At 42.4% G+C, this 13,987-nt stretch carries 9 protein-coding genes; 1 reads left to right on the top strand and 8 read right to left on the bottom strand.

The genetic code is table 11. The annotated features are described in order from the left end of the window. The 8 genes from K8S13_RS06655 to K8S13_RS06620 all read right to left on the bottom strand — a co-directional run. A partial coding sequence (locus K8S13_RS06655) for a PglZ domain-containing protein (RefSeq protein ID WP_291461407.1) occupies positions 1-1,837 on the bottom strand: 1,837 nt, incomplete at its 3' end. Between the two features lie 27 nt (positions 1,838-1,864). Next, positions 1,865-6,004 carry a BREX-1 system adenine-specific DNA-methyltransferase PglX gene (gene pglX / locus K8S13_RS06650; RefSeq protein WP_291461405.1) on the bottom strand — a complete coding sequence of 1,380 codons (4,140 nt, stop codon included), beginning with the start codon at positions 6,002-6,004 and terminating at the stop codon, positions 1,865-1,867. A 30-nt stretch (positions 6,005-6,034) separates the two neighbouring features. After that, positions 6,035-6,517 (bottom strand): hypothetical protein, encoded by a 483-nt coding sequence (locus tag K8S13_RS06645; protein WP_291461404.1) that lies wholly within the window; start codon positions 6,515-6,517, stop codon positions 6,035-6,037. Beyond that, positions 6,514-7,560 (bottom strand): AAA family ATPase, encoded by a 1,047-nt coding sequence (locus K8S13_RS06640; RefSeq protein WP_291461403.1) that lies wholly within the window; start codon positions 7,558-7,560, stop codon positions 6,514-6,516. The genes K8S13_RS06645 and K8S13_RS06640 overlap by 4 nt, the downstream gene beginning before the upstream one ends. A gap of 18 nt (positions 7,561-7,578) precedes the next feature. Next, positions 7,579-11,205, bottom strand: coding sequence for a BREX system P-loop protein BrxC (brxC, locus tag K8S13_RS06635; RefSeq protein WP_291461402.1), 3,627 nt, complete (start codon positions 11,203-11,205; stop codon positions 7,579-7,581). Between the two features lie 26 nt (positions 11,206-11,231). Further along, positions 11,232-11,804 carry a BREX protein BrxB domain-containing protein gene (locus K8S13_RS06630; RefSeq protein WP_291461401.1) on the bottom strand — a complete coding sequence of 191 codons (573 nt, stop codon included), beginning with the start codon at positions 11,802-11,804 and terminating at the stop codon, positions 11,232-11,234. After that, entirely contained in the window at positions 11,785-12,573 is a 789-nt protein-coding gene (locus K8S13_RS06625; RefSeq protein WP_291461400.1) for a BrxA family protein, read from the bottom strand. Before K8S13_RS06625 ends, K8S13_RS06630 begins: the two co-directional genes overlap by 20 nt. Next, positions 12,570-13,082, bottom strand: a complete 513-nt coding sequence (locus K8S13_RS06620; protein WP_291461399.1) for a BrxE family protein — start codon at positions 13,080-13,082, stop codon at positions 12,570-12,572. The genes K8S13_RS06625 and K8S13_RS06620 overlap by 4 nt, the downstream gene beginning before the upstream one ends. A 240-nt stretch (positions 13,083-13,322) precedes the next feature. On the opposite strand from K8S13_RS06620, the gene hisS reads away from it, so the two are divergent. Next, a partial coding sequence (hisS, locus tag K8S13_RS06615; protein ID WP_291461396.1) for a histidine--tRNA ligase occupies positions 13,323-13,987 on the top strand: 665 nt, incomplete at its 3' end.

Genomic DNA, 13,987 nt, shown 5'->3' with positions numbered 1-13,987 from the left:
GTTTATTAACGGCAAAACGGATTCGTTTCAATGTATCATGGATGATACGCAGGGAAGTTTCCGGAGCCGTTTCCAGATGGCTGTCAATTTCAGTCCCCCGGAGCACCAGCAGGTGAACATCGTCAGACAATTTTTTTTTGCTCCGAATAAATTGTGCCAGTGTCATTTCATCAAATCTGGGACCGTATTTTTTTCGTAAAATTTCCATTCGCTGCTTCACAGTCACAATTTCCGAGTCTCCCAGAACAGGAACCACTTTATCATCATTTCTGCCTAAAGAAAGATGCTGCCCGGCTCCAGGTAAAAGACTTGCCATCCCTACGCTTGTGATACTCGGCAGCTGGACGGCAGCCGGAATGAGTTCCACTGTGTCATCTTCCGACAGCTGTTTTTCAAGTTCCACGCCCAATTCATAGCGCAATGAATCAATCATAAAATAGGCAATTTTATATCCACTTTCTTTGAGTTTCGGGGCAATTTTCTTATCAAACACATCGGTATTGGAAAGATGTCCCAAAGGCGGCCACCCGCTTTTTTCAAGCAGGCAGACAAACACATTTTGTACCCGGGATGAAATCCTTCGATATGCATTTCTGGCTTTTTCGACCATCTCATCCATCATGCCGTAACCGTCGATGATGTCGGATACGGACTGCTCAAATTCTCTTTGAAGCCGGTCCACCTCCCTTAAACTGTTGATATAAAAATCGATAAGCAGATCCATGTGATTGGAAAACTCAGAAAGCTGTCGTTCAAAATCTTCACACGCCTCACACAAGGAAAGTGCAGCCCCGATCAAACCCCACTGGGCCTGGCTTTCACCGACACCGGTCCACACGGTATCTACATGCTGTTTTAAAATATACCGCACCTTATCGGTATCATTCATTTTTAATGCATCCATTCCCTGGGCCAGGAAGGTCTTCTGTTCAAAAAGAAAGGTATCTCTTATGCCAAAATCTTGAAGCGCTCTGCAATGGCCGGGTAACTCCAGTTCATTTTCAATTGCCTGGGCCATCTCCATGTAAGGGGCCTGGGTTCGCCTGTCATTGCGAAGACGGTCGCAAAGGCCTTCAATAACTGCCTTTGCTTCTTCGTTCGCCCGGGGAACGTTCACAAGAGAATCCGGCAATGCCTCCGGCAGATCAAACACAAATTCACTGAACAGCAAAAACCGCCAGAACTCGTTTGCAATGGAAGACCAGGTCCTGCCCCGGGTGATCAGGTTCAATCCAAGACATACGGAAAACAGCTCTTTGGCCTCAGGCACCCAGCTGTCGTTTCCTTTTAGCGCCTGCTTTTGTTCAGCTGTTGGTGCCAGCAGGGCAAAAAGAATATCATTGGCAGAATCCACTTTCAAAGCCACCTGAAGATTGGGCCAGCCTTTGCTGCTGCCGATGGCATCTATCACTGCAAAGGAGGGCCTTGGATTTTCACTGAACACCCGCCTGATCTGTGTCCCCTGATCCGGTTTTGCCTTCAGACAAAGATCCAGGTATTCATCTCCCGCCCCATCCGGAAAAAAACAACCACTGACCTGGTACAGGGAAAATGGATCCAACTGCTTTTCTTCATCGGTTTCAGAGGCTTTGGCCGGAACATATACCAGCAGCCCCTTTATGTCATTATTTGTATTTCCAAGGGCTTTTAAAGCCTCAAGTGACTGCTCCCGGCTTTCGATACTGCTTTTGGCCGCATTAATCACCTTTATCATGTCTGATGCCATTTCAAGACAAAGGATTTCATACAGCCTGTCCGGATCATAAACGACAAGCACTTCTTTTTTTTTCAAACGGGGTAATAAAATACTGTTTTGAATGAATTGTGCAATCGACATGATGTGCCACCCTTTATTTTTTATCTGCTATGTTACAACACGCTTATTTTTTCTGGAAATAATCTGATCCAGCTGGTCTTTTGTTAAGTTTTTCGGCACCCATTTTATTTTGGGATTTCCCTGGCGGTCTGTGCCGTCTTCAATTTCCTCCCATAAATCATCTTCCAGATCATGGGCAATGGCATAGCTTCTGTCCTTGTGACTGGCCCGGATCACCCGGTCCGGCCAGACAGCATAGGCGAGATGCGCCCAGTCATATTCCCCGTTTTCAAGTTTCTCCCAGGTCTGTTTTAATTTATTCTTCCAGGGTCTGTGCTGGAACAATTTCCACAAAGGTGCTGCTGTAATCTGAACCCCATCATTGAGATCCGGTTTCCAAAATTGAGCAACACGGAGCAGCTCATCTCTGAAATCTGCCAGTTCCAGTTCCAGATCGATCAGCTTTTCCAAGGACTTTTCCTCGTCCCGGGTGCGGCCTGTTTTTCTCCTCAGTTCCCCGGCATCCCCGGATACCTGTTTCAGTTTGGGTTCCACAAAATCATTGACACAGGAATAAAGGGTTTGATCGGACAACCGGTGGTAATACAGCCAAAGTGTATAAGATCCGGTAGGTGTGGATAAGGGCCAGTATATCGGTGCCTGGCGGCGGCTTTTGGAATAGCGTTTGAGATGATCCGCAAAAAAACTACCCGGTTTTGAAAAATAATCCCGCAAAGAATTAATACCTAAAATGCCGCATGCCTCCTGCTCGATCTCTCCGGCATTCTCCTTCCAGATCACTTCAAGGACCTCCCTGACCCGGGTCAGGATATCTTCAGGGTGTCCTTCATCATCAACGATGATTCCTTGCCAGGTAATGCGGATGGGATAATCATCCGGGACATCATGAGATTCGGCTGGCAGGCCACAAGCATTTTTTAACATACCTATATTGGCGACAGGCATTTGTAATCCATCATTTTGTAACTCTATTTTTCCTCCGAAAGCAATATTCATATCCCAAATTCCAAATGGGAATCCAAAACAATAATGAATAAAACTTGTTGTGATTTGAAGATCGGTTTTAAGTTCTTCTATAGCCCACTCTTTTATTGATGGTCGATTGCTAAAGATTTTAAGAGCCTTAATGTCTCGAGTTTCAATAGGTAGGTGCTTAATCGCGGTTTTATCTAATTTGCCTTCAAGTTCAATCAATCTTTGGATTTTAATTTTCGATTGTCTCTTTATCTCCGTTAGAATTTCATGAAATGAGTTATATTTCTTACAAAAATGAAAAACCAATGTTTTTATAAAATCTGAATTATATTCATCTTGGATAAATTCAAATATTTCTTTTCTTATTTTTTTTACAATTGTTTCTATCTCTCTCTGGGCTTCCATTGTTTCAGGAATCGGTATCATTCCGACATATGAAGGATTTCGATATCGATCAGGCATTATCATGCCAACAACACCACAACCAACGATAGAGTTCATCATCCCACATAAAAAATCACTATTCATATTACCCTGAGGGACTGCGACAAGCCCTCTCCTACTAGGTATTCCTTGAAATCTGGCGGTTGCAACTCCATTTCCTCTTTCACAAATGCCCGGGAACCAAGACCCTATACTGGGATAATGATTCTCACCGCTTACATATCGCGATGGAGAATGACCATTATTTTGAATATATGCTTTTATTTCTCTTCCGTTATCTTTCCAATTAACAACTAAACCTATTGAAGCCTCATAAGGTTGATAGCCCACCGATTTAAAAAGAGGATGCCATTTGCAATGAATAGCAAAAGCCGGAATTTCAGCCCGACCACGAATGAATCTATAATCATTACAAGTCTGTAGTCCATTAACAATCACTGCAGCCCCGTCCCTAGAACCTCTATGAAACTTACCAGCAATTGGATCTAATTTTTTTGCACCACTCAAATAGTTTACAAAAGTTTGACTTAAGGTCATTAAAATAGGTTTGCCAGGCAAGTGATTAAACTCTGATAATCTACGACATTCTACCTTCTCACCACCAGTATGAATCGATGATACGAAAGAGAGCAAATCATTTTTCCAATCATCACTTTCTGTTAAATTTTTATAGATGATCGGCTCTTCTTTTAAACCTTGATGGGTATTTGAAAAATTCATTACCACGGTTCTAACGGTTGCATCATCAAGGACACCCAAACCAAGCTCTACACAGTGCTTTAGTTTTGTTTTTTCATATATTATATTTTTCCGAAAATTAAAAAAGTCAATGTAATAAAGAAAAGAACGAGGGACAATTGCACCTGATAAACCAAAATTCGAGATGAAATTTTTTGCTCTATAAATGAAAGAGCAGTAAATATCTACGGCCGCCTCATTTAATTTCTTTTTCATATAATCAATAGAGTCGCGAGAAAATTCTCCAAACGGCGGATTCATCAAAACCACATCATACCTTTTACGACAGATATCAATAAAAGCAAACCCTTTGGCTGCATCCTGAGCAAAGAGCCTCATCCGCTCACCGTCTGATTCTTCAGCATGCTCGGCATAATCATATAGAGCTATCAAAATTTTTTCTTCGGCTGTCTCCCAGAACTGGGTTTTACTGGGCAGATCGGCAAAATTAAACAAAGAAGGCTGCTTTTCTTTCGGCTCCATTCCGGGGAGATGGCCGGTTTCTGTATTTCGGATTAAAAGCTCTTTATTAAATGCCTCCCGTGCCTTTTCAAGGGCAGTTTCAATCTCTTCTTCGATTTTGAGCAATGACCCGGCTTCCCCAGCCAGTTCCATTTTCTCAAATATGATTTCAAGCATCTGGCCCAGGACTGTCGGTTTCAGCCTTTTGGAAAATGATTTTAATAACGCTTTATCCCCGGGCATGGGTTCTGCGCATACGATATTGGATTGAACGATCCTTGTTCGCTCTTCCGGTTTAACATCCTGTTCTTTCCAGGATCTCTGGGCCCTGAGCCACAAGGACAGTCCTGCAATTTGCACGGCCCTGGGATCGATATCAATACCGTGGATATTGTTTTCAATGATCAGTCTTGGGATGTCCCGCATCAGGTCTTCTTTGGCCGGATAAATATCTGTCAGCAATTCCACACTTTTGTCCGTTGCATCCGGCCACTGTCCTGCGGCCTGAAGATCCCATGCTTCCTGGTAAATCATCTCAAACAGATCAAAGGCATAGAGACCAAAGTGCATGGACCCGCAGGCAGGATCCAGCATGAGGATTTTCCTGGGGTCTTTAATGGGGCGGTGTTCAATATAGACTGTTTGATTGAGCAGCTCTTCCTGGCTGTGATCTGTATCCGGTTCCTCGGATTCAGGCGCTGCTTCCCCTTTTTTCAGGAACACTTCGTTTGGACGTTGAACCAGGTATCGGCACTGGTCTGTGAGGCATGTATTGCCCTTTGTCATTTCATACCAGATCCGGCCCAGGGTATTGTCGGTTAAAAACTCCACCACATACCTGGGGGTAAAAAACTGATTGCGAACGGCAAGCTCACGGCTGTTTCTCGGTGCCTGGGATTCAGACCGCATCTGCCGTCTTTCTTCCACCGAGTTAAAATACTGGTAGATCCAGCCGATGGTTTCATCCTCGGCCCACAGGTGCGCAAGATCCACAGCGTTAATCTTATCCAGAAGCGTTAGAAGAACCGATTCTTTAGGAAACAATCTTCCCATGGCGGAGTATCGGTCAAACAGCACTGCCAGGTCATATGCGAATTCATCAAAAAGACTGAAAAGATAAATCTGGTAGGCATCACCAATATCCCCTAATGAAATCCCGGCGATATGTTTGTAGAGTTGAAACCCTTCTGAATTGTGGGCTTTACCAATGGATTCCACAAGGATCCCACGTGTTTCAGCCATCCGCAGGGCGCACAACCGGTTGAGGACGGTAAAGGCCTGCTCCCTGACAATACGATCCAGGATTTGTTTTGCATCTGCCGAAGGGCTGGCAGCTTGATAATGCTCTGTTGTATCCCGTAATAATCGAGCGGTCTGGATCTGGGTATCATTCAGATGGGTCAGGTCATCCAGGGAGCTAATATTGCCGGTATCGGGGTCCATACCATAGTCGTTCTGCAATTGCCGGGTAAATTCGGTTACCAGCAGTGTTCGTGCATCAGAGACAAAATTCTGAAGTCTATTTCGAGTGGTCTGGTCAAATGCCATAATCTGCGCAACCTTAAATTTATAGGTGTATTATGAACGGCGGACAGACCATTTTGGAAAATTATTATTCCACCGTTCTATATTTACAACAACACTACTTTTGGCAATGGACTGCTCCCATCTGGAAATAGCTCTGCCCACTGGGAGCTGTTTTTTGATTTCCTTGTTCATGCGGGTTATCAAGGCATTGTCCAGAGTCAAAAGACAAAGATATCGAATGGGCTTATCAATTTTATTTTCAGCCCATCTGTATAAAAATGTATCCCGATATTTGTATTTAAGCGATTCTCTTAAATGATTGAAATAGTCACCATCCTGATACTCATCCGGATCATGAAAATCTTTTACTTCAATAAAGAGGTAATCGTTCGCAAGCTCCACAATCAGATCAACCGCTTTCATGGCATGGGATACACCATGATAATTTGGAAGGTGCTTGTCTTTCTCATCAAAGACAAACGCATCAATGGCATCTTCAAATTCAAAATCAAATCCGTCAACCGTCATTTTCATTTGCCAAGATCCCCCATGGAGTGCTCAATATCTTTGTCGATCAGGTCAGCAAACGTGTCGTCAATGGCATTGGGATGGATGGCCTGATAATCCGGAGTAGAATTCACTTTGATTTCTCCAGTTTGATTTTTAAACAATGCATGAAACAGAATTTTATCTTCGGAATTTGCCAATAGATCCAGCCACTTTAAAATAATATAGTCATGGGTGGCTAAAAATATCTGCTGACCATTCCTTGAAAGCTCCAATAAAATCTTCACCAGCTGTTTCATGATGGAAGGGTTTAGATTGGACTCGGGTTCATCCCAGAAAAGCGGACCCGATGCCCCGGGCAATAATTGCCCATTCTGTAGCAATCGCTGCAACACACCCAGTTTTCGGAAGCCTTCTGCTGCCAGTTCAACTTCAAGGAGGCGGCCTTTATCTGATTTGTAATAAAACTTTTTATTTTTTCTAAGAAGAAATTCACCTTCACACGTCTTTTTAATCATGGATAAAAGCCGGGTGATTTCTTTCCCGGGCACATCCTTTAGAAGGGGGGTTTCAAGTGCCTGGCTCAGATCAAAATAGGTTTCATCAATAGTGATTTCCCGTTTTAAATACAGGCTTGAAAACCCTTCAAAAAAGCTAAGGATTTCTTTTGGGGGAATAAACACCGGCACCCAGCTGTATTTTTCATATGACAGGTTTTTCGTTATAACGACCTGATCCATATCACTGGCAATAGCAAACTCAATGGCTCGTTTCGGCTCTAAATCCACCCGGATGGTTGATCTGTTTGCATCATTCCGGCAAAGTCTTCCGACTTTGTTTTCCGGCTTAAACACACCATTTAGTTTGTCCGTGATAACTCGTGTGGGATCAGATTTCAGAGCATGATATATCTCCTCCGGCTTATTGGCGGAGGTAACAGCATATAAAAGCTTGAGCAGATGCGACTTACCTGTGCTGTTTGCCCCGACAAGCACATTTATTCCTTTTGAAAAGGACAATTTTATGTCCTGAAACGCTGTAAATTTTTTTATCGAAACAGAATTAATCATATGCTTCATCCTTTTTTATCAGGTTGAGGAAGGTTCAATGACAATATTGATTTCAAATTTGTCATGCTTGATTGAATCCGCCCTGACCTGTTCCAATTTTTTCAGCAGATCGTTCAGTTCCTGGAGAGATCCTATTCGGTTCGGGATGGTAAGTGTTTTTAAATATTTGTTTTCTCCCCGGGCTTTTTCCCGGCGCTCTTCTTCCCGTTTTTGAGCCCGTTCTTTTCCCATGGAAATGATTCTTTTGCGCAGCTCCTGGATCGTTGAATAAATATCAAATTCCTGGGCGATGAGCTTCTTGAGGCCGAAGATGGTTTTATCTGTATCAATGAGTAGATTTTCAAGGGTTGAGATCACCCCGGACTGCTCTTCACTTGATAATTGTGACCATTCGGGAATTAGGCTGAAGTCTTTTTTGGTGTCCTGGATCATTCTTTTTTGAACTTCGCGCATCCTGACAACGGCATGTTTCACTTTTGCCTTAATGTCGGTTAAAATCGAATTCAGTTTCGTGATCCGGGTATGAAAATTATCATCAACAAACAGACTCTTCAATAAAGACATCTCGTCCACCAGATCCTGCTGTAACTGCCCGGGCACCCCTGATTCAGGCATTTCTTTTATCTCCCGGCGATGAAGCTGAAGTTCTTTGATAGAATTTTCCAGACCCTGTTTGAAAATTTGATCTACCCTGCCAGCCCATTTCAGATTTTCAAAAAGGCTGGATTGTTCTGCACCCAATCGTTCCGGCGCATCTGAGGCATCGGTAAACATTACATCTGAAATTTCTTTTCTCAGCGAATGCATCCGCTCTATACCCGGCAGTCCCAGAGAATAGAGTTTTTCACCCAATGGCGCAAATTTGGTTTGAAAACCTGGAAGATGTTTGGCAGCAGCCCTGCTGATATTTTGCTCAAGTGGGTGAACTGGTTCTCCAATAATCTCTGTTAACCGCTCAGCAGCCTTTGCCAGAAGTTCAATGGACGGCTTGCCTTCGCGTAAGGACACACCAACCGCCCTGAAGGCATTATTGCTTTTAAGGGCATCAATGGCCAGCGGCCCATTGGCTTTTACTTCCCTGCCTGAAACCTTTAGTTTTATTTCTCCTGCAACAAGATAGGCAGCAACCAAATACCGTAATGTGTCCGGCGACCAGCCGAATGGTGCCCCCGTAAAATATTCACATAACCGTTTCCCCTCTACCGTGCCGTTCCGGTCGATATAATCCCGTATACTTAAAAGCGCTTTGTGATCGGTCTGGATGGATGGCTTGCCCCCCTGACTCTGTACCAGCCCCAAAGGATCAATTTTAACAGTTATTGCCGCCAGATTTTCAGTTTTTAAAAATTTCTCAGCCAGGATTGTTTCCGCTCTGTGAGATGCCTCGGCATATCTATCAAAAACCTGATTTGCAACATCCAGAAGATGCTTTTTGCAGGCATCAACCACATTTTTATCCAGAGTATCCACGGCAGTGGCCTGACCTTTATAAATCAAAACACCTTTTGAAAGGCAGCGTTTGATGGTATGGCCGAGTTTAGTGGTAAGTTTTACAGACCTGTCCATTTGGGCTGAACAATACTCTTTGACCTCCTGATCCGGCTCATTTCGGTATCTATTGCAAATCTCCTTACACCGATAAATTTCTGCAATTTTATCTTCTATTTCCGGTTCTTTTTTACCGATCAAAAAAATTGTATAACGGTAGCTCGGAAGCCGGGATTCACTCACATCAGATGTTCTGGTCGACTCAAAATCTTTTGGATCACATAATTCAACAATTGTCTGAATGGTCTCCCGCTCCCCTAAAAGATTTACAACAAAAGTTCCACTTCGTGATTTCAGGCCGGTCCTGACAATGAAGCTTCCATTCAAATGGATAGAAGGAAGTGGGTTAAACGTCTCTTTCAACACCTCATTGTATATCCGACGCGTTTCAATAGTCCGCAGCGGAATCTGAGCACGTTCCTGCTCAATATCATTGAGTTTTTCACTGAAAAAGCAAAGGTTTCCTTCCTGTTCACCAAACGGCGCCATAGAATTACTGATCATATCATTGACGGCCAGTTCTATCTCTTCTTTTAAAGATGCTCCAGTAATGTTTGGATGCATCAGCCCTGCAACATTTTGAACGGTTACCGGCAAATTCCCTAAAATCTGCAGGACAGCGACCGTTTTACCAATATTCTCATGGATGGCTGATCCATGAAACTGTATCAAAGTTTTTTCAAGAGATTGATAAATAGACGGGAACGCCCTTCTGATATCTTTTTCCAAGGCATCATAAAGTGTTATAGTTGTGACAAGCTCGCCTATCGGTAGATCTGCCACAGGAGACTGGTTGTTCATTTTTTCGATAAGAATATCCTGAACAACTTTTATTGCAGACCGGAGACCGATACCGCCGGTTGATTTGGCAAGTGCACCCAATAAATGGAGAAGGATATCAAAATGAGCTGGCAAAAACGGATACAGATTAGTAAAAGCCTCTTCATTAAAATCAGAGTCATAAAACCTTGCATCCTGCAATTTTATATTATGCCGCAATTTTTGGCCGTTCTGCTCAAAAAGAGACTTTAATTTGCTGATCCCATCCGATGACTTACCCAGCAGCCGTTTATAACATATTTCCTTAATATCCCTTGATTCCAGGTCAATTTGAATGGGGAACCGATCTTTTAATTTATAAAGCAGGGGAGAATTCAAAGCAGCACGCGGATCATCCTCTGTAAGGGTCTGCTGTGCCGTACTGATAATCCAGACTTTTCCATCGCCGATCTGTTTCAGATTCTTTGCCAGTCCGTCAAGATTGAGGATAAGGTTTGACCGTGATCCAATATATTGGCCGACTTCATCGATAATAAAAATCACATGCTGATTGCCGGTGGCATCACGAACGATCTGAAGCATTTCTTTGACACGTTCGTTTTCAAAAGGTTTAAAATCACTTGTGGATGTATTGAATGATGTCGGGGCCTTAAAAATCTCGGGATACATCTGGTGGGCTATTTCCGGGATTATACTGTCCACCACCAGCGGGTCGTTTTGAATTTCGGACCACCCGGTTCCCAAGTCTTCTTGAATTTTCTGTTTGAATTCATCATACCGGCCATCCTTTTGAAGCTTTCGTTCAAGTGCGGCAACCTTTAAATTGCGTGAATATCCGGCAAACTGAAGTACCTTATAAAAAAGTACGGTGGATACATCTTCCATTGTTGCGCCGGCAAGCATTTCGCTTGCAAGATCCAGCAATACGACGGCTGCTGGAAACCGTTTTGTTACAGTTGCAAGCAGTGCTTTTGTCTGGGCCTTATGAAATCGATCCTGTAGATGGGTTTTAAAAGCGATGCCGTCAATCTTGACCTGATCATCAAAAGAAAGGCCAAAATACTTTGTAAAAGAACTTTTGCCGGAGCCATAAAACCCTGACACCCATACGCCGACTTCATTTTCTCCACCATGTTCCATGGCGGTCTGCATCCGTGACAGCAATCTTTCAAACTGCTCCTCAATGCTTTTGGTTGCAATATATTCTGATATTTCCGCTTTGAGTCTTCGTTCCTGGGATTTATCATAGGTAATAACTTTTTCAATCGTCCGATGAATATCTTTGGTCGGATCAAATAATTGTGCAATTTTATTCATTCTGATACCTAATTAATGTTTAGCATTTATCCACCCACATGGACCGATCGATAGTTACCATCATCCGGATAAAATCCAAGAAATTTAAGACGAGTTTTTCCTGTACGCTCTCCCGGGTAGAAAAAAACCGTGGGAGAGTTAAATTCACCTTGAAGCTTTCTTTCAATAGCACCAATACGCATATATGGATGAAGCGCTTCAAGATCGGTCACCAGTAGAATCGCATTATCCTGGCTTTCCAAATCACTTAATTTTTGGTTCAACCGGGATTGCAATGAGCCATTGCTCAAGGCATTAGCAAGAGACTGATTGGTTTTCTCCCAGTTTGTCGGTGCCTTTGCATCTTCTGTCAGCCAGATTCTTCTAAGTGGTGCCTTCCCCAAAATATCCACAATATTTTCTGCAATAGAAAAGGAGTGTACTGCCCAACCGCTATTTTCAAGTTTTGCTGTCCAGGCAGGCATTTGACGTTTTACTTCCAGAATTTTAGAAGGGTGAAAAATCAAATAATAAATAGGTTCAAAGCTTGCATGGCTCAGTTCCCGACCATGTCTTATTCGTTCAAGCAATTCCTTAAAATCAGCATTCAGGGATGACATTGATCAATTCCTCCCATGTTTGATACTTCCACTCAATACGGGTAACATCACCTGCAGTTTGGATAATAAAAAAACCTTTTAAAGAAAGACGTTTCATTTCCTCCCGCAGATCTTCTCTCTCAAGCCCGAATAATTCCCAGTCAGGGTGTGAAATGGCCGCATTGTCACCCAATCCGGAAAAATGCAGATCATAGGCCAGAAAGGCAATCATCATTTTCTCTATTCGAAAGGGGTTAATTTTCCTTACACGTTTACGACCGGTTTCCAATAGCCCAAAGTCCGCACAGCATGATGTAAGGTATCCGGAATTTCGACTGATGGTACTTTCTGACCATGGTCGAATTGTTTTGCTTTCCTGGTTTGCCCGGGTAATGAAATTATTTGCATCATCATTGCTGATGGTGTCATGACCTGCACAATATTTTGGCCAATAAACCTCTTTTATAAAATCGGCAAGTATCAAATTTGCCCTGGCAGTAAAAAGAAAAAGCATCTGGTCCAGCAAATTTGAAGAAATATTATGAATGAGCTGTTTCAATATGATCGCCGGGTAATCATTATTCACAAGATACCTTGGTGCATAACACTCTGCAATAAGGTTTCTTAACCGCCTTGCCGTAACATTTGTGATATGACCGGAACTCAAAGCTTTCTGTAATAAATCCGAAATCTTCATCCCGGGCTGCCACAAGTCAAGCAGCATTCGTGTCTCATCAATGACCGCAGATCCGGCAGCCAATTGTGTTGTATATAATCGTTTGTCTTTCATTTTGCTGCTGAAAGATAAGGAAATACCTTATTCCCGCTTTTAAACCCTTCTATATAATGATGTGCTACTGCTTTCCAAGTGGTTCCCTTGTGTATGTCTTTCATTTCTCCCAACCGAACTGGACCAAAATCTTTTACAGTTTTTATGTTACTAAATTCTATTAGAAAATTCTGAGCAGAATTCTTATCACATATTGCCTTTTGGAAAAAGCTTAATGAGTCTGGCTCCCCTAATAAACCATGGATTTCTATCTCGTATAGTTCAGGTAGCCGGAACAAGTGGAAAACATCCTTCCCTATTCCTATATGATCATCATGAACAATAGCTGCTGCGGCTTTGACACCATAGTATTGTGTTGAAAAATGGGTTTTATTAAATACAGGTTTTAAAAAAGCCTCACTGCTTTTAGAAAAAAAAGAACTGGGCCACCATGAAAAGTGGCCCTTTTCACCTAAATATCCAACGCAAACTCGCATTACAGCAATATTCGCTATCAAATTTTTATCCATGCAACTGCCCCAAAATCACTAAAATATCTAAAACCTGAGATATTGATCATATAACAATGTTTAGTCATATCATATCTATCTGCTATTACCAGCTATTATCCGATAATTTACAGATTTTTCTATTTTTTGATTATACTATGCTTTAAAATATTTATTTCATATTGACTAAAACTCTGATTTTAATCTATATATAACGGTTGTTTTAGATTTTGATGATACTTTTTAGGTTAAAGAAAAATAATGCAGACCATACGAGGGTTTAGAGATATACTGCCGGAGCATATTCCCCTTTGGCAGAAAGTGGAAAAAGAAGCAAGTCGTTTATTTGAAGCATTCGGATTTCAAGAAATCCGGATTCCTATCATTGAAAAAACACAGCTTTTTGCCAGAAGCATTGGCGAGGCAACCGATATTGTTGAAAAAGAGATGTATACCTTTGCCGATCGAAAAGGAGACAAGCTGACCTTGCGGCCAGAAGCTACAGCCTCTATTGTCAGATCTTACATCCAGCATAAAATGTATGCCACAGATCCGATTCGAAAATTTTTCATGATCGGCCCCATGTTCAGAAGAGAACGACCCCAAAAAGGCAGATACCGTCAATTCTATCAAATCGATGCAGAAGTCTTTGGTATTGAATCCGGCCTTATTGACAGCCAGCTGATTTATCTTTTAAACGAATTGTTTAAACGTCTGGGTCTCACCGGGCTTTTTGCCCATATTAACTCCCTTGGATGCCCGAAATGCAGACCGTCCTTTCAAAAAGCACTCTTAGACTTTCTTGAATCAAAAAAAGATAAGCTTTGTGAAAATAGCTTAAGAAGAATGGATAAAAAACCCGTAAGAATCCTTGACTGCAAAGTAACAGGCTGCAAAAAAGCGATTCAAGATGCTCCGGCCACCCT

The sequence above is a fragment of the Desulfobacula sp. genome, assembly GCF_021107415.1.
The sequence above is the reverse complement of the archived record's forward strand: the minus strand, read 5'-3'. Positions and strand labels throughout refer to the sequence as shown.